This is a genomic window from Bacteroides intestinalis (assembly GCF_003464595.1).
Taxonomy (GTDB): Bacteria; Bacteroidota; Bacteroidia; order Bacteroidales; family Bacteroidaceae; genus Bacteroides; species Bacteroides intestinalis_A.
Genome location: NZ_QRZF01000005.1, coordinates 79,460 through 99,193 on the forward strand (window position 1 = coordinate 79,460; position 19,734 = coordinate 99,193).

10 protein-coding genes and 1 tRNA gene are annotated in these 19,734 nt (G+C 44.6%); 2 read left to right on the forward strand and 9 right to left on the reverse strand.

Annotated features, from left to right (window positions below; all coding sequences use genetic code 11):
* Window positions 1-34: 34 nt before the first annotated feature.
* Both DWW10_RS08900 and DWW10_RS08905 read left to right on the forward strand, forming a co-directional pair.
* Window positions 35-108, forward strand: a tRNA-Ile gene (locus DWW10_RS08900).
* A gap of 118 nt (window positions 109-226) precedes the next feature.
* Window positions 227-3,502, forward strand: a complete 3,276-nt coding sequence (locus tag DWW10_RS08905; RefSeq protein WP_022392980.1) for a glycosyl hydrolase — start codon at window positions 227-229, stop codon at window positions 3,500-3,502.
* 92 nt (window positions 3,503-3,594) lie between these two features.
* Here the strand turns inward: DWW10_RS08905 and DWW10_RS08910 are convergent, their stop codons facing one another.
* The 9 genes from DWW10_RS08910 to DWW10_RS08950 all read right to left on the reverse strand — a co-directional run bounded on the left by DWW10_RS08910 (window position 3,595) and on the right by DWW10_RS08950 (window position 19,706).
* Window positions 3,595-3,951, reverse strand: coding sequence for a hypothetical protein (locus DWW10_RS08910; protein ID WP_022392981.1), 357 nt, complete (start codon window positions 3,949-3,951; stop codon window positions 3,595-3,597).
* A 94-nt stretch (window positions 3,952-4,045) separates the two neighbouring features.
* Window positions 4,046-5,413 carry a sulfatase family protein gene (locus tag DWW10_RS08915; RefSeq protein ID WP_022392982.1) on the reverse strand — a complete coding sequence of 456 codons (1,368 nt, stop codon included), beginning with the start codon at window positions 5,411-5,413 and terminating at the stop codon, window positions 4,046-4,048.
* A gap of 19 nt (window positions 5,414-5,432) precedes the next feature.
* Window positions 5,433-7,238 (reverse strand): family 43 glycosylhydrolase, encoded by a 1,806-nt coding sequence (locus DWW10_RS08920; protein ID WP_022392983.1) that lies wholly within the window; start codon window positions 7,236-7,238, stop codon window positions 5,433-5,435.
* A gap of 30 nt (window positions 7,239-7,268) precedes the next feature.
* Window positions 7,269-8,657 (reverse strand): sulfatase family protein, encoded by a 1,389-nt coding sequence (locus DWW10_RS08925; protein WP_022392984.1) that lies wholly within the window; start codon window positions 8,655-8,657, stop codon window positions 7,269-7,271.
* Window positions 8,658-8,682: 25 nt separating this feature from the next.
* Window positions 8,683-11,067 (reverse strand): DUF2264 domain-containing protein, encoded by a 2,385-nt coding sequence (locus DWW10_RS08930; RefSeq protein WP_022392985.1) that lies wholly within the window; start codon window positions 11,065-11,067, stop codon window positions 8,683-8,685.
* A gap of 522 nt (window positions 11,068-11,589) precedes the next feature.
* A complete protein-coding gene (locus DWW10_RS08935; protein ID WP_022392986.1) occupies window positions 11,590-13,140 on the reverse strand; it encodes a hypothetical protein in 1,551 nt (516 codons plus the stop codon).
* Between the two features lie 20 nt (window positions 13,141-13,160).
* Window positions 13,161-14,981: a BACON domain-containing protein gene (locus tag DWW10_RS08940; RefSeq protein WP_022392987.1), complete on the reverse strand. Its 1,821-nt coding sequence runs from the start codon at window positions 14,979-14,981 to the stop codon at window positions 13,161-13,163.
* Window positions 14,982-15,023: 42 nt separating this feature from the next.
* Window positions 15,024-16,628, reverse strand: coding sequence for a RagB/SusD family nutrient uptake outer membrane protein (locus tag DWW10_RS08945; protein ID WP_022392988.1), 1,605 nt, complete (start codon window positions 16,626-16,628; stop codon window positions 15,024-15,026).
* Window positions 16,629-16,646: 18 nt separating this feature from the next.
* The gene (locus DWW10_RS08950; protein WP_022392989.1) at window positions 16,647-19,706 is read right to left on the reverse strand and encodes a SusC/RagA family TonB-linked outer membrane protein; all 3,060 of its coding nucleotides are present in this window, start codon (window positions 19,704-19,706) and stop codon (window positions 16,647-16,649) included.
* Between the last annotated feature and the right edge of the window lie 28 nt (window positions 19,707-19,734).

Sequence of the window (19,734 nt, forward strand, 5' to 3'; positions counted from 1 at the left end):
ATTTTTGTGCCCGCTATCCGATGAGGATAACACCGGACTTGTAGCTCAGTTGGTTAGAGCAACAGACTCATAATCTGGAGGTCCCTGGTTCAAGCCCAGGCTGGTCCACACTAAGAATAAGGTTGCAACTTCTACTAATTGCAACCTTATTCTTTTTATAAGTTTAAAGTGTTACAAACGCTTTTGCATAAAAGACTTTCCTTTCCGCACTAATTTCAACAAGCAAATGAGAGCTTTATTGATATTGATCTTATCTGGTACGATTCTACTTGGATGCAGTAAGCAGAAGCAATATAATACAAACAATCTGTCTGATGCGCTCTATGGTTTTGAACACATTCAAGATAGTGCCCGCACCAAAGTATGGTGGTTTCATGGAGAAACCGAAACAACCAAGGAGGGAATAACAGCTGACCTCGAAGCATTCAAAAAAGCGGGAGTGGGAGGCGTTGTGTACTACGATCAATCACATGGAAAAGCCGAAAATGCACTGCCCGGTTTTTCGGAAAAGTGGTGGGAAATGCTGAGGTTCTCAGCCGAAGAAGCTCAAAGATTAGGACTAACCTTCGAAATACATATTTCTAATGGGTTTGTAGCCGGTGGTCCGTGGATTACCAATGAAACAGGCATGAAAAGACTTGCTGCAAGCGAGCTTCTCATTGAAGGCGGACACCTCTTCGAAGGCAAACTTGAGGCGCCTGTCAACCAATATAACTTCTGCAAAGATGTGGCAGTATTAGCCTTCCCGGTAAATGAAGAAACCGGCACTTCCCGAACCGAAAAGATAAAAATATCATCTAACCTAACTGGGATCGACCTTAACAACATATTTGCTGCAAAACCTAAATCTCTAACCCAAATACCTGCCACCAAAGATGGAAGCGTATATATCAATATGGAATTTCCGGACGATTTTACAGCAAGAAGCATTAGCTACGAAGTACGTCCGCAAGGAAAAGCAACGACCAGTGCAACCAATATTCCCGGCCCTCCCGCCGAAACATTCGTAGGTACCGGTTATCGTATTCTTCCGGACCTGGGGCAACTGGAAGTATCCGAAGATGGCATAAACTACAAAACGGTTTGTAACTTAAAACCGATCTATCGTGCCCATGAAAGCTGGCGACAGAAAACAATCTCATTCAATGCAGTAAAAGGAAAATATTACAGGCTCAACCTTCACAGCTGGTGGGATGATGAAATGCGTAATCCCGACTTACAGATTGGAGCAGTAGTATTAAGCTCATCTGCCAGACTTGATCAATGGGAAGAAAAGGCCGGACTCTATGCCGAATACATCGAATGCAATAAGACTCCCGATTACTCAGCATCAGAAGTCATTAACTCCCAGCAAATAATCAATCTCACTGACAAAATGGATGCAAATGGCATCTTACGTTGGGATGCCCCCGACGGCAAATGGATGGTCATGCGCTTTGCATACGTACCGACAGGAGCTTCCATCAAACACGGAAGAAAAAACCTGATGGGAAGAGAATGCGATAAATTGTCTGCAACAGCAGTAAAACTGCAATGGGATAATTATGTAGCAAAAATTATAGATTCACTTAAGTGCACGAATAGCGGACACCTTTCAGGAATAGCAATGGACAGCCATGAAGCCGGTGCACAAAACTGGACTGATGATTTCATCGAACAATTTAAGCAACGGCAGGGATATGATCCTATGATTTACCTTCCTGCCATGATGGGATACATCGTTGATGGTGTGAAAGAGTCTGACAGTTTCCTCTTCGACGTAAGACGTAATATAGCCGACATGATATCGGACAATTACTATGGAACAATCGAAAAACTATGTAACAAAAACGGGCTCATATTCACCGCACAAGCCATTGGTAATGCTTTGTGTATAGCAGGAGACCCTATTCAGGCCAAGAGTAAAGTGAGTAAGCCACAGGGAGAGTTCTGGGGAATACACCCTGATGGCAATTATGATATTAAAGAGAGTTCTTCGGCTGCCCACCTTTACGGAAAGAAAATAGCCTCGGCAGAAGCATACACCGACGTCAAGTATAGTGCATCACTTGCCTATCTGAAATCTCTTGCCGACTATGCTTATGCCTTCGGCATCAACGAGTTTGTGATATGTGCATCTGCCTATCAGCCATGGCTGGATAAAATTCCCGGAAGTACCGGAGGAGGGAGACACTACGCCATTAACCGAAATAATACATGGTGGAAGTACAGCAGTCCTTTCTGGGACTTCCAGGCAAGAAACGCATATATCATGAGACAGGGCAAGTCTGCTATAGACTTATGTGTTTATCTTGGAGAAAACGCACCTGTGAAAATATTGACTTACAGACTTCCTGATATCCCGGGCGGATTTGACTTTGACGCTTTTACTACTCATGCCCTGCTCACGAGAATGAATGTGAGCGACGAAAAAATAACATTGCCCGACGGGATTAGTTATAAAATGATGATACTGCCAAGAAATGGTGACATCACCTTAAATGCATTGCAGAAAATCCACTCGTTGGTGAAAGGTGGAGCAAAGATTTATGGTTCCAGACCGGCACATTCCAATTCAGGAAAAGATATAGAAAAAGATACTGAGTATCAAAAACTGACAGATGAACTTTGGGGCGAAAATCCGGAAACATCGGGAAGTAAGCAGTTTGGGAAAGGGCATGTATATTGGGGGATGCCTTTGGCTGAAGCTATAGACCATGCTCACATTGTTCCTGACGTCAGAATGGAAAAAGGAAATACAAAAGAAGCTATGATTTATTTTGCCCATCGCCAACTGGCGGATGCCCATATCTATTTCATAGACAATCATAAAGAGGAAGCAGAAGATAACATTTTCACCTTTGCAGCGAAAGGAAAATATGCCCAATTATGGAACACAGTCACGGGAGAACGCTTTTCTCTTCCTGTTTTACAGACAAGTGACAAGACTACTTCTGTTAAACTCTATCTATATCCCCGTGAATCCTATTTTATCATACTCACTGATAGAGAAGAGCAACTGCCTGCTATATCATGGTTTAATCCGAAAGATGAAGTTCAAACTGTTGAAGGAGATTGGCTGGTATACTTTGACGAGAAATTGGGTGGACCAGGGTATACTAAATTTGAAACACTGGAAGACTGGACTACCAATGCCGACCCACGCATCAAATATTACTCAGGTACCGCTGTGTACAGAAAAAAGGTGACTATCGACGTTGCTAATGACAGAATTTACTTACAGCTCGGTAATCCGGGTTTTGTGGCACATGTATTTATCAATTCACAGGATGCCGGGATTGCATGGTGTTCACCCTGGAATATTGAAATTACGAAGTATTTAATTGACGGAGAAAACGATATCGAAATCCATGTAGCCAATTCACTTATGAACCGCATGATATATGATGCTTCACTAAAAGAAAATGAACGCATCACATACGCTTATCCCATGATTGCAAGCCCTGATGACAAACTGGAACCGTCGGGCTTGAAACAAGTAGAACTGATACGTAAAAGATAAATGTAGATTGTACGATACAACATTTATAATGATATAAAAAGGGCACCCAATTTTATTAGGTGCCTTTTATACCTATTGAAAATAAGAAACTGTTATTCCAAATACAATGGCTCCACCTCCGTCACATTATCATGGAACCACTCATCCAATTTTGCCTCTACTTTATCTTTAATCTGGGGAGTGATATATTTCTTTACCTTCTTATAAGCATAGACAGCAGCAAAACCTTTACCTACCATAAAGAGTTGTCCCAGAACATCCTCTATACTGGTAGGGAAGACGATGGCTACCAAAGCAAGCATTATATTGGTGCGCTCACTATCGGGAGTCGTATCGGCTGTCATTACATAATAAGCTGTAAGCACAGGACGACCTGTAGCACGACCTGCTTTCTTTATATACTCTTCTACTTTTGTACGGATATCATCCATGGATAAATTTACTTTCATAGCTCTTCTGTTTTTTATTTATCTATTAGACGCAGAAAGAGAGTCACAGGTTGCAAAAAAACATATCTTTTTTCATTAACGATACCCTAAAAGTCTATTTTTTAACTTTTAAAGCCTGGTATAGCTGCATTACTTCCTGTAATTCTTTCACCTTTTCAGGATATTCCAGATGGAGATTATTAGTTTCTCCAATATCCCGTTTTAAATTAAACAACTCAGGCACATCACCTTCCTTAAACTTACTATTTCCCGTTTTAGGCAAATAAACCCAATCTCCTTTACGTATTCCATGCACCTCACCACCTTTTACATAGACATACTCATCACGCAACCGCAAAGAAGGATTTTCCAAGAATGATGATATATCCACTCCATCAATCTTCTGCCTGAACGACCTGCAACCGGCATAATGCATTATTGTTGGGAATAGGTCAATACTGGCAATTATCGCATCACTGGTTATTCCTGCCGGGATAGTACCCTTCCAACGCAGAATACAAGGTACACGTACCCCGCCTTCATAATACGAGAATTTACCGCCACGTAACGGATCGGCAGAACCGCTATCTTCTTTATAACCTAACCACGGTCCATTATCAGATGCAAAAATAACCAACGTATTTTCCGCCAATCCTTGTTGATCCAGATAGTTGAGAAAGCGTCCGACATTCCAGTCTATTTCTTCCACAACATCTCCATAAAGCCCACGTTTACTCTTGCCTCTGAACTGCTCGGATGCGAATAAAGGAATATGGGGCATCGAAGGAGTAATGTAAACAAAGAAAGGTTTCTCTTTATTCTGCCCTACAAACTCAATCGCTTTATCAAAATAACGACGGGTAGTAGTAGACTGATCACAAGGATATTCTATGATTTCATCGCCTTCAAACAAAGGAGATACACTATTGAGTTTCTTTTTTATCGTCGCTCTGTTGGGAGCATTTCTCACAAAGTCCTGGTCCGCTTTAGCTTCAGACAGAGTATACCCATCTCTAAACACAGCATTAGAAGCAAATTTTTGAGAAGGACCGATATACATATCGTTACTATAAGGAATACCGAAGTATTTATCAAACCCCTGATCTGTGGGCAGATGACCTTTCAAGTCACCCAGATGCCATTTACCGAAACAACCTGTTGCATAACCTTGTTCTTTCAATGCTTCTGCCAAGGTAATCTCTTCGGAAGGCATACCTTCGGATTCCGGAAAGAATACTCCTTTCACTCCATTCCGGGTATTCAGCCGTCCCGTTAAAAGGCCCGCACGTGAGGCACTGGAGACAGAAGCAGATACATAGAAGTCTGTCAGTTTTAGCCCTTCCCTTGCCATCCCGTCTATTGCCGGGGTTTGTATCAACGGCGATCCGTAGCAACCAAGGTCCTGATATCCCTGATCATCGGTAAAGATGATAACAATATTAGGCTTGTGCTGAGCTTGCATAAGCCCGGCACAAGTCAACATAGGGAGAAAAACCAAAGCCCTACTCCGAAATAACATTACCTTCCGTAATTCCACTATCATTATAGGTATCCACACGATAATAATACTTCACGCCTTTAGTGAGAATATGCAGCAAAAGCTCAGTGGTTTCATTTCCCTTCACCTGAATACATTGGTTCAGAAAATCGGGCTGATAACCAAAGCGGACCAAATAACCGTCGGTACCGGATACTTTATTCCAGGCAAGCGAGGCGTATCTTTCATCTTCCTGGTTTCTTTTCACAGAAAGTTCTTTCACCTGTCCGGGCTTATCCGAATAACCGGAACCGAATACCCGCAAATCCAACAGTGCAAATTTACCTTCTTTGGGAGTATGCACATTCTCCACTTTCATATAAGAAGCTTCTACAGGTCCGGAGAGTTCCAGATATTCATGAGGAACCGCTGTTTTGTTTCCGGACTTATCAGCAAGCAGCTTCCAGGTATGCCCATCGTTCGAAGTATACAGTTTATAGGCATGATAGTCTGTCTCTTTGGGAGCCTCCGGATTTATATCCTGTTCGGCAAAGTTGATCTGAACAGAGTTTATCTGTACTTTCTTACCAAAGTTCATTACGAAATGCTCACCTGCATTACCGCTTTCTGCCGACCACCACGTCCTGACATTCTCATCTGCTGCTTTCTCCGGTTCAAAGCCCGGAAGCGAAGAAGAAGCCACACAAGCTTTATTGAAAGACTGAAGCATCCAACCGAAAGCAGAGATATCCTGCGGCTCAAACTTCTTCTGAGGCAATAGCATCGGATAATCACCCAATACGGTATGAGTTCTCATCCGCCCTTTCGCATCAAATGATACCGGGAACAATCCGATTCTTCTCTCAAATTCATCGTGGTTACCAATCCACATGGAAGTTGCCTGCCACCAATTACCATACTTATCTTTGAATACACAACTATGGCCTGCCCCACCAATAAAACCACCTACCTTCAACGAAACAGGATTGTAAGGCTGTTCAACAAAACCTCCATTCGCACTGTCACTCTCCATAACGATATCGCAATACCAGTTACAAATGGTTCCCGGTGTGGCATATTGCAGGTAATACTTATCATTGTTCTTCACAATCCAGGCACCCTCAGGGCAAGGTATCTTCTCGAACTTACCCATCCAGGCAGAAGCGTCGATTTCATCATACAGTTCTCTGCGCCCGAAGTGATAACCGGAAGTGCACTCTTTAACGTCCGTGATATATTCACGGAGCACCTTCTTCGTACCTTCTATTTCCTCAAAAGTCTCGGGATTCACTTCAAAGAAAGTGGTAGATTGTTCTGCACCCAGCCCATAATAGAAATAAAAACGCCCGTCATCAATGAACAGACAAGGATCGGCCATACGCCGTACCTCACCGCATTTTTCCCATTTTCCATTTTCCGGGTCAGCAGAGCGAATCACGTCTACTTTCTTCTTGGAACGGTCGCGGGTAAAGTTTATAAAATAGACATAATTATCATCCGCAGCTACAGCAGGTGCCACATAATGGTCAATATCAAGGGCAGATGCATGTATCTCCGGGTTAAAATAGACATCCTTCCATGTTATCAAGTCGTCGGATACACGATAACCGCCGATATCCATTGTAGTAAAGAGATAATATTTGTCTTTGAACAATACGATTACCGGATCGGCAGCCGTACGGGCTTTCTTCTCTCTCTTCTGGAAACATCCCCAGCCGTACTCCAGATTCATCGGATTACAAAACGTAGTCTGCTGTTCCGTTACCTGTTTGTTCTCCGCACAGGAGAAGAGAAAAAAAGACACCAATAAAAGGGATAATTTATTCTTCATGCCAATACTAAGGTTAATAGAACTTCCGGCTTATTTCTCTGCCGGAGCCTGTTCTGTTATTTTTTTAATTTCCTTCATCAATAAACCGTGTAAGCGTTCCTTCTCCGCTACATAAGCCGGATCATCAACCTTATCGGCCATTTCGCCAGGATCAGTCAGGATATCCATCAAAGACGCTTCCTTATCTCCACGCGTAAAGGCTGTATACTTATAACGTCCGTCATTAATCTGATAGCCTGAACTAGACTCTACGATAATATATTCACGGTCAATCTTATCCGTTTGCCCCGTCAGAACCGGTTTCAGTGACTTACCGGACAAGTTCTCCGGTACGGGAATTCCTGCCAGGTCGCATAGCGTAGGTACCAGATCAATTCCACTAGTCAGGCTTTTTGAGTCTACAACTCCTTTCTTCACTCCCGGACCGGAAATAATAAGCGGTGTACGGGTAGCTTCTTCAAACAAACGGCTTTTAAAAACAAGACCGTGAGACTGTCCCATCTCTCCATGATCTGAAGTAAAGACGACGATCGTATGATCTGCCAGACCGGAGTTTTCCAACGCAGTCAGGATACGCCCGATCTGTTGTTCCACATCTTCTACAAGCCGGCAGTACATCCAGCGATAAAAGTCCCACTGCCCTTCTGTCCAGTCACGGGAGCCGGAACCGATTTCCTTCATTTCGGCATATGTCCCGTTAGGTCCCACATTGGCAGGTACGGGAGGTATCTGTGCACGAAATTCTTCATCACTTAGTGTTTTACGCAAATCTATATACTTCTGCGTAGCAGCTATCTGATGAGGACGCAGCTCATCGGGAAATCTCGGATCAAAACCTGCCCCGTAACAAATATCATGAGGATTCATGAAAGAGAGATATAGGAAAAAAGGTTCATCCTGAGCCGGATTATAACCAGCAAAAAAGTTCTCGGCAAAATCAGCAGGCCCCTCGTAATAATCCGTACCATTCTGGGTAAAACCATACTCCTCCATGTGAGTCTTTCCACAATAAAAGCCCGGGTAACCGGAATAGGTTGTCTGATAGCCGGCATTACGGAAAAGATTCCCAACTGAATTTTCACGGGCAACAGGCAAGACTCTTAAAGTATCCGGCTTGGTGGAGTTATTTGTATAACCTATTTCACCGGCATAACGCCCCGTTGCCATTGCAAAACGTGACGGCATAGATACAGGATTTGCACAATAATTATGCTCAAACCTGACACCATTCTCTGCCAGACGGTCCAGTGAAGGGGTATTGACATAGCGATTGCCTGCGCAACTCAGCATATCATATCTCTGCTGGTCGGTCATGATGAAAAGGACATTCAATTTCTTTTCTTCAGCTTTCTGCACACAAGAGGAAGCAAACAATGAAATGCCACATCCATACAACACGACACTTGCTAATTTCTTCATAAGCAATTTTTCTTAGAATTCATCCTTATTTCTTCAAAGCCTTGTCCACATCCAGATCGACGCCTGCCCATCCCTTCTTGCAAGTCCAGTCTGCTGCAGGCGAAGCCCAAAACTCATCTGATTCCGGCAAACCGAGGGCTACAAACACGGCAGAGCACAAGTACAAGCTACCTGTTGAAATATAACTCTCTCCAATATGAGGCTGATAGCCGGCAAAGCCCACCCGCAGCCATCCTTCGGGGTTGAATGTTCCAGGAGCTTGTGTCTGCCGATTGATAATTGCTGTCAGTGCACATCTCACTTGTGCAGGTTTCACTCTTTCCGGAAGCAATTTCCGGTAAGCAACGTCGGACAAGGCATGGAAAGCCCCGAAACGGTAAGCCAATGAACGACCCACTATCGGGAAAGTCCCTTCGGGAGAAATCATTCTTTCCTGTTGCTCTGCATAGCGGGCATAGCGTTCGAGTTCAAGTTCGTAAGGTATGGCACCTTCTATCTGGTGTTTCTTCATCACACCCAGCACTTCCGCCATCATCGGGTGGATAACGAAACTGTTGTAATAGTCCAGATGGAATTCGGCCCCGTCACCGTACCAGCCATCTCCCTTATACCACTGCTCAAAGCGGTCACAGGCATATTTCACCCGGTCATACTCCCACTCGCCGGTAAATTCCTTTAAGGCAGCCTCCACCATTGCCGAGAAAAACAGCCAATTGGTTTCGGAAGGTTTTATTACTCTCGATGATTTGAGCTCCTTGATTACCCGTTCCTGAGTGGTCTTATCCAGTTTATCCCACAGTTGTGTACGGGCTCTCAGTAATCCATGAGCCAGGAAAGCTGCATCCACCAAGGGTTGACGTCCATTATTGAAGTTCAGGTAATCGGGCGATTCCGGATCAACTCCATTGGCAATCGACTTTAAAGCCAAATCGATGTACCGGGCACGCAGTTTACCCTCTATCGTATTGTCGGGTCCCAGTTCCAGCCAAGCCGAAATACCTGTAATCAGTCTGCCCAAAGCTTCCAGATGTGTCACTTCTCTTCTTTTCTGCATATCGGCGGCGATAGATTCAACCGGCATATTTTTACGAAGTTCACCTTTCGCCATATTCGCCAGCAACGGATAGGAGATACGATGGAGTGAACTCAACCAAGCGGAACGGTCCGGATTTTCAGAGAAAGCCGTAATCGTCTCAACTACGGGACGCCCTTCCAACAAATTCTTATAGCGAAGCAAAGCCTCTACAAAATAATAATCGGCATACGTCAATGGAGCATCTATCTCATACTGCTTTGCCATGAAACCAGTGCAATGCTTAATGATAAAATGATTGTTATCGCCCACTTTCCTGGCACGATAGGCCGGAGAAGCCAACGACTTTATTTGCTGTTCACCTATTGCAAGGAATTGCTTGCCCAGTTCGCCTTCTACATAAGTACTCAGCTCCACATAAGCCGACGCCATAATGGCACCGGCCGAAGCATCTCTATCAGCTTTCGGAATATCGGGAGTATCAAAGTCCCAATAAGGGATTTTATCTTTAGGCAAACGCGGGTGGTTCATAATGTACTTACCGACTTTTATAGCATGGTCCAGATACTCTTTCTTACCCGTCTGACGATACATCATGGTGAATCCATACAATCCCCATGCCTGTCCACGCGACCAGGCGGACTGGTCGCTTACCCCCTGATGTGTCACCTGGTTCAGCACCTTTCCTGTAATCGTATCATAGCTAACCACATGGTACGAACTGCCATCCGGACGGAAATGATTGATCATTGTACGGTCGGCATGAGATTTCGCTTTATTATAGTAAGAATTATCTCCCGTCATGGATGAGGCTACCGTAAAAAGCTCCAGATTCATCATGTTATCAATGATTACGGAGAACTGCCATTTCTTGCTGTTCCACGAGCGGGTGCAACCCGTCACCGGATGGAAGCGGGTGGATAAGGATTTGGCCGCAGTCTCTATCACTTCCCTGTAAGCTTCATTACGGGTAAGGCGGTAGCCATTGCCGAAACTGCAATTGATGATAAAACCAACATCGTGATTGCTGGTCGTATACTTCTGTTTTTCCACACGCAAAGTCATTTCCTCGGCGGCTGCCCTCACCTGCGGATCATTGCTATACTCATAACAATACCATAACGTACCGGGATAGAAACCACTTGTCCACCAACCGGAATCGCAGGTAATCATCTCTCCATCCTTCGCCGTTCTGGGCAATATGCCTTTCTGATCTTTCATCTCACCGAACATGGACATTGACTGTCTGACAGAGAAGTCGAGCGCATCCTCAACAACCTTTTTCATACCTTTTGTCACTGCCGATGCCGAAGAGGTGAATCCTGCCAACAGAACCAAACCTATAACTAAAACTTTCTTTCCGTTTCTCATCATCATCCTTTTAAAGGTTTATATTTATTTGTTTTATTTCTTAAAATACCGGTATTTCCCATTTGTCTTTACAAAAAGAGAGGAAAACAGGCTTTTGCCTTACAATGCATTTTATCCGGAAAGACAAAACAGGCCATCAGCGCCTCCCGTCTTTGAATATAAATGCGGCATATTGCATAATATACGTCCGTTATACATATTCTATGTACAGGAACTCTATATTCTGCAGATTGCATCTATAGTTCTGACGTATCAGATATATAGTTCCAACGCGTCAGATATATAGTTCCTGCACATTAGATATATAGTTTCTGTACCAAAGAAGCATATATTCTGCAAAAGCCTTATGGTCAAAGAGCCCGAACAAGCAATTTCCCGTTTTTTAGAGTTGTATGTATTTATATATCCAACTCATAATCTGACAAATATAGATTTTCATTCGCGAATTTACAAACCTCCTCTCCCCGGGCTGCAAAGCAGAGACTCCCGGGGCTTTAGAAATTCAAAATGTCAATCTGATAAATCTGTTTATTTATCAAAATACTCAATAAGGTTGTAAACATTGTAATTTACTTCCTTCATGAACTTACTCAGATAGGGATACATCTCGTAATAGTTGTCATAAACCCCTTTATTAGCGGGCTTACTGCTATTGTCCGTACCATCATCATCCTGATACTTGAACCAATGCCAGCCGACACAGTTCTTGGCTTCCAACAAACCCAAAGTGAAATGCTGGTATGCGTACGCCCTGTCATTCTGAGTAGGAACGGAGAATCCGGCACCCGACTGGTTGTTCAGGTCAGAATCTTCCACACCCTTTGTATAAAACTCAGTAACCATAAAGGGAGCATCCGCCCAATCTTCACCCCACTGCTTCACATAGGTAGTCAGCTCCGGGCTCCAACGGCTATAGTAATTGATAGAGATGATATCGCAATACTTACCCGCAGCCGCCACCACATGTTGTAGATATTTCGGTGTTCCATGCAGACGGGTTCCCAGGTACATCATTCCCGGATCAATCTCTTTAATGGCTTCCTTGACTCCCTTGTAATAGAGTTCGGCCAACCTGCCGGCAAACTCACTATTCAGGTTATCGGTAACACTTGTTGCATTCTTCTCTTCCATAAACTTCTTAGCTTCCAGGTAGGCGACATCTGTCCGGTCGGTCAGTTGCAAGAAGCGATCCAGTATTCTTGAATTCTGCGAAGAGAAGTTTATCTCATTATCCGAAAAGAAGCCCAATACATTCGCATCATTCAAATAAGACGCCATGGCCGAACGGATATAAGTCTTACAGAACTCCGCCCAATCACTGTACAACACAAGTCCCAGTTCATTATCGGAAGTATTTCCCGGATAAGCATGCCCGTTCTGCGATCTGAACTGGCTGAGGAAGCCGAACGAAGGTGCAAGAGTCATAGGTGCATTGGGATTGCTCTGGTTATGTGTCTGAATCTTGCTGTAAGTATTGGTACAGAAAGCACCGGTACCGTGGAAACCAATGGAAGCCAGTTCCGATTGTGTCTTCGACAACCACATATTATCATTACCAAAGCGCTTGTTCCAGGCTTCTTTATTACGCGAAGAAGAACCATACCTGAGGGAAGTCACACTTCTTTCATAGTGAGGATATCCTTCGGGATCGATAATCCACCAACGACCGTTGACTTTCTTCACATAAAAGCGTCCTGTGGCTTGTTGCTTGGCACCTGTGGTAAGGCTACCATATTTATTGGTGATAGCCTTATAGTCACTCTCTGTTTTTATGCTTGGTTTATACTCGCCCATATAAGCCACGATGCGGGTATTCGCTTCAGTCCAGCTGGCAACCGGTGGAAACTGGCTCGAATACTTCACCTTGATCGGGCGGTACGGTTTACCCAGAAGTGAAGGACTGTAAGCCTGCATCTCTCCGGGAGTCGGCAACCCCTCTATAATCTCATCATCGTCACCCTCGTCCAAAACAACGTCCGGCGGCATGAAGTTAGGATCTTTCACTTCATAGTCTACACATGAAGTCAACATAAACAGACACGCAAAGGATGCCGTTATATAAAATGATTTTATTTTCATGATATTTGCCTTTAAAGATTTTATTTGGAAACACTTCTCACACAACGAACATAACGTGCACTTCCGGTCTTGGCGTTATTGGTACTGACATATTTACCAAAACGTATATAGCAAGCTTTCTTACCGTCGGTAGTCTCCGTACTTGCCCAATAACTGTCACCATTCTCCGTATCTCCCATGGTATTCAGGATCACACCACCATGATCGGTGAATATTTTATCGAACGCAGCACGTGCAGCCTGTTCTTCCGCCGGGAGCTGACCGGGAAGCAGGCTCGAACTATGGTTTCCGTTGTAGGCATCATATAAAGCCACCAGTTCGTCTTTTGCCGGCCAATACCAGCCTTCACCTCTCTCCTTACAATATTGTATTGCCGGAATGTCTGCTGCATGTTCGCTCTGTGCTATGGTCTGCGTATTGGCATATCCATCTTCACCATCCGTTACACCAAAACCATCGGCAAATCCGTTTGTCCACTTCAGGCTCTCCCGCTTAAGGGACACGATCTTAGCTTTGGAAGGATCTGCCGGATCCACCCAGAACACAATACCGCCTTCAGCAAGTTCCGTATCTCCATCTTTCGTCACATACTCACCTATTGTGAAAGGTTCCACAGCTATAGCTTTCTGCTGGCTTACGGTAATGGTAGCCGTAGCCTGGCCTTCACCGGAACCGGCCACGACGGTCACAGTCGCCGTACGCGAACCATCCGTGGTATTCTCCGACAAAGCGGTGAATGTAATCTTGTTTTCTGCCTTGCTTACGGAAAGCCATGTGGAGCCATCACCTTCAATGGTTACCGTATACGAACTCTTATTCGTAGTTACGGTAGACTCTGCCGTAGCACCGGCTTCACTGGTCAGTCCAACCTGAGTAGGGGTAACGGTCAGTGTGGCAGGTTCTTCGGGGAACTTATAGTTACCTATCACTTTCATGGCACGTACGAAGCGGCTTGTACCCGTCTTGGCACCAAAGTCAAGTCCATACTTACCGAAACGGACGTATCTTGCTTTCTGCCCATCTTCACTTTCCGTACTTGCCCAGTAGCTTTCACCATTGCCCGTATCAGCCGCTGCATTTATAACCGCTCCACCCAAATCGGTCAGGTACTGGTCTAACATGGCACGGGCTGCCTTTTCCGTATCGCTGATACTGGCAGGCACTGCATTGGTGAATGCCGGGTCTTCATGCCCGATACCATTGTATGCGTCAAACAAATCGAGCAATTCATTGGATGCCGGTAAATACCAACCTTCTCCCAATGCTGTACACAAGGCGGCAGCATCATTAGGACCTGCATTTACAAACAGAGCTGTATTCGCCGGGCCGTCTACTGCCGACAGAGCGCCATGAGGCATGATAGATGCTTCATACGGATTGCCGCCCCAACGTTCCAGTGAGATAGCCTTTCCGGATTCCGGATCAGACGGGTCAACCCAGAATATCATACCGAGTCCGTCTTCTGTCACTTGTCCCACTTTCAAAGCCTTCTCTTCCGAAGCATCCTTATCTGATTGAGTCACTGTTACATCTACAGAGAACTCTCCGGAAACCAACTTCACGACAGTAGAACGCGGTTCACCAGTTTCATTGGCAGCCGTAGCTTTATAAATGGCACGTTTCGGATTCACATCTACCGAGAGCCAGTCTGCCGTATACTCGGCGGTAACCTCACCCTCCGTCGTATAAATAAGAGCCGTTGCAGAAGAACCTTCATTCTTCGATATATTTATAGTGGTTTGGTCATAATTAAATTCCGGCATGATACGCACTTCTCCACGCTCTTTACATGAAATCAGTATCATACTCAAAATCAATGAAACCAGAGTTAGTTTTTTCATATTATGATTCTGTTTTTAATTTATAATTTAAAGTCAACTCTCCTATTTCCACGGATCGCTCTGCGGGAAGTTCTCTGCTCCCATCAGGTCTATCTGCTTCTGTGGTATAGGCCATATTTCGTGTTTGCCTTTCACGAAGTAATCACGACACAAGGCATAGTCGGTATCCAGATACGGGTCTTCCGACTTCAAGTCGCCCGAGTGTTCACGAGCCCGGTCGTAGAGGAGTCCAAGACGTTTCAACAATGGCCAGCGTACTCCTTCGAAGTGCAGTTCACGGGCGTATTCATCCAGAATCATATCAAGGGTAAGCGGACCGTTCTCACGGGCATTACCTGCTCTGCTCCACGTCTTGTTATAGTATTCGATGGCTTCGGAACTCGAACCGCCGTCGCGATGGAAGTAAGCCTCACAACACATCAGGTAGGTCTCTGCCAGACGGTAAACGATCAGGTCCTTGAAACTGGAAGTCCTGTCAGGCTGTGTAGCATTGGTCCATTGATCAAAATGCTTCTTTGACATCGGATGCAGTTTCTCCAGGTATCCGGCAGAACTGCCATACAAATCGGCTGGTATCTCTTTGCCATAATTGGCATTAGTGGGATCATTGTAATAGAACTTGTGGATAAAGAGCTTTTCATAGCGGGTATCCTTTTCCTTATCATACAGACCGAACAAGTAAGTATTCGGATAAACACGTCCCCAACCGTAACCACCCTGGGCTGCTTCAAAGGTACATCCGGCATTAGACTGATAGCGGGTAGTGGTAATAATAGCAAGACGGTGTCCCATCAATGGAGTACCGCTTCCGCCACCTCCCAGGTTCTCTGAGAATTGGTAGGACCACAGCACTTCGGAGTTACGCAAGTCCGCTCCGCTGAAAACATCTTCCGTCTTCGGCATCAGGGAGTACATCGTGCCATCCCTGAAGATATCCTCACACTCTTTTATTGCTTTATCATAGTCCTTTTCCCACATGGCTACCTGCGCTCTCACATGTTTGGCAGCTGCCTTAGTGATACGGCCATAGTCCTTATTCGGGATATCCCAGGCAAGGGTGGCTATTGCATCTTCCAGGTCACCTTTGATCAGAGTGAATACTTCTTCCGTAGATGCCGGTTTATAGTCACGCACCAGATTATCTACCGTAGTAGGAAGTGTATTCAGATAGAGACGTTCAAAACGTTTCCATAGTTCAAAGTATGCATGTCCGCGGAAGAACTTAGCCTCAGCCCATGCCTTATGGACAACTTCGTCATCAAGCCCCAGGTTCTCGGCACTTACAATGATTTCATTGGCTTTGCCTATAATGGAATAATGGTGTGTCCAGAATGATTCGACATCCGCATTGTTAGGCAATAGCGTATTGAGACGGGCAATAGCTGCACTTGTTCCTGCACGGAACACCATGATGTCCGTGTTATAGTCGCACATATTTACGACGTACAGGTTACCTCCATCTCCATTGGCTATCTGTCTCTCCATATTGTATAATCCTATCACGGCGCGGCTCAGACCATCGGGAGTACCTATCAGATAGTTGTAAGTGATGTCCGTCTTCGATTCAGGATTAAGAAAGTCTTCACAGGAAGGCAACGTCGCAATTGCTGCAATTGCTAAAGCTGCTATATATAATCTTTTCTTCATTTTTTCGGTCTTTAATAATTAGAATGACAAATTTACTCCAAACACAAACTGTCTTGACTCAGGATATGCACCGGGAGTCAACTCCGGGCTATACGACAGGAAGTCTGTGAACGTAAGAAGATTCGTAGCGGTTGCATATACTCTTAACTTCTGAAGCTGGATTTTCTTAATCCAGGCGGTGGGGAATGTATATCCCAGTTGCAAAGTACGCAAACGGATGTAAGAGGCATCTTGTATAGCCAAGGCACTCTGATACGTCACATTCGAATTATGGGTAGGACGCGGGAAGTCGTTTGAAGGATTAAACGGAGTCCAGTAATTCACCTTCACACCGTTCAATTTTCCCTGCAATGAACCACCACTGTTTGATTCTGAGAGATAGGCGTTCTGAATCTTGCGTCCGGATACTCCATACCAATCCATAAAGAAGTCGAAGCCTTTCCATTTAAGACTTGTATTCAATGACAGGGTAAAGTCCGGGTCTTTGGAGATGGGGGTACGGTCATCTGCCGTAATCTTTCCGTCGCCATTCAGGTCTTTCACTTTCACGGAACCCGGTGCCACTGCATCCTGACGTTCCAGGACTTTGTCGGGTATACCGTCTCCATCCGTATCAATGGTCGGTTTCAAGGTATATGTCAGTTTACCATAGGCATCACGGGTAATATCAAAATCTGTGTATTGATAAATACCGTCCGGTTCATAATTGTAATATACATTGATAGGTTTACCTACAAACCAGTTGTTTCCGGGCTGGCTCAACGGTTTTCCGTTCTCATCCACCTGATCGTCAATCTTCACGATCTCATTGGAGTACTGGCTGAAGTTAGCTCCCAGACTCCATGTGAAATCCTTTGTACGGATAACGTCACCGCTAACACTGATATCAATACCACTCGACTTCGTTTCTCCCAGATTATCGAGCATCTTTTCGTAACCTAAGGCTGAATTCAATCCGCGATAAACAAGCAAATCGGTAGTCCGGGTTTTATAATACTCGATGGTACCCGACAGTCTGTTTCGGAACAAACCAAAGTCCAAGCCCATGTTGACGGTTCTGGATTGCTCCCACTTCAGGTTAGGATTGGTAAGTTCTGCTCCGGGAAGATAACCCATATATGAATTATCGCCAAACTCATATCTGAGTTGGTCAGTCAGACCAAGAGTCGTATAATTACCAATACCGTTCTGATTACCTACGATACCATAACTCAAGCGCAGTTTCAGATTATCGATCCAGGTTGCATTCTGGAGGAACTTCTCCTGATTCACACGCCATGCAAGGGCTACAGACGGGAATGTACCCCATTTGTTATTCTTTCCGAAACGACTGGAGCCGTCTCTTCTTACTGCAACATTCATAATATATCTATCCATCAGGATATAAGAAGCACGTCCCATGAAAGAAACCAGGTTATTCTCGGTAAAGGAACGTATGGGAGAACCTGTAAACTGGCCGTTTGCGATGAAGTTCCAATCCATATCCACCGGTAATTGGTCGGTAGCATAGCCCAACTGCTTTGTCTGCTTATGGTCTACGGACTGTACTGCGGTAATCGTCAGTTTGTGCTTCTGGTCTTTAATAGGGACATTGTATGTAAAGATGTTCTCAATCAGATAACTTCTGTCTTCCCTGTCGGTCAGTTTAGCCGTAGCTCCACCACCCGGATAATTCACTCCTTTTGCTTCGCCATCTTCCTGTTCTCTGTTATAGAGCGATGTATTCAGGCGGTAATTGAACCCTTTGAAAGGTTTCAGTTCCAGGAAAACATTCAAACGGTAACTATTGGTGGAAATCTCACGCTTATAGTTTTCCGCTCTATAGAACGGGTTGACATCATTATTAGAATTAATATAGCGTGAATAGCTACCATCTTCATTATAAATCTGTGCAATCGGAGTACGGGTAATAAACTCACTGAAACTACCGTCTTCACGATCGGATTTGGTAAGAGCATAAGACGAGTTTACACCAAGGCTGATCCACTTATTAATGTTATAATCCACATTCAGGCGAAAAGCCGCCTTCTGATAGCCGGAACCGGTGGCTACCATTCCGTCCTGATCGAAGTAATTGACACCGGCAGCCATCCGTATCTTATCATTTCCACCGCGCAACGTTACATCATGATTGTGATAAAGTGCATTCTTCAACATCTCTTTCTCCCAATCTATAAATTGTCCGCTTGCCCACACTTGCTGCATGACATCGTCTCCCAAAGCTTCGGCAATGGATATTTCGCGTGCATCAATCACACCTTTATCATTGGCTTTTGCTTCACGCCGCAACATTACATATTCTTCGGGTGAGTAGAAATCGAAGTTGCGCCATAAAGACTGTATACCTACATATCCGTTGTAACTTACCTCCATCTTACCTTGGCTACCACGTTTCGTTGTCACCAGGATAACACCATCGCTGGCACGGGCACCATAGATAGCCTGCGAAGCGGCATCTTTCAGAATCTCGATGGACTCGATGTTCTCCGCACTCAGCGTACTGAACTCTTCACTGTCTGAGATAGAACCATCGATAACATACAAAGGAGTATTGGATGCACTGATAGAACGGTTACCACGAACCGTAATATTAGGATTGGAACCCGGTCTTCCCGACGAACTTGTTACATTAACACCGGCCACGCGTCCACGAAGCATATCAGCTACGTTTCCTGCCGGGTAACTTTTCAGTTCATCCGTCTTAACCGAAGCAACAGAAGTAGCGACATCACTTTTCCGCTGATAGCCATAGCCCACGACTACAACTTCTTCCAGTTGCTTGGTATCCTCTACCATAACTACATTAATAACACCTTTATTACCTACCTTATGCTCCTGGTTCAGATAGCCGATATACGAAAACACGAGTGTAGAATTCGAAGGTACCTCAAGAGAATATTTACCGTTTATATCGGTAATCACACCAGTTGCAGAATCTTTCACGCGAACATTTACGCCAATCAACGGACCTTGCGTATCAGACACAACACCTGTTACCCGCACGTTCTGCGCATGTACATCGGCCATAATCAATAGAAATACAACCGATAAGATTAGTTTAAAACAACAGTTTTTCATTTAATACATTAGATTTATATATTACTAA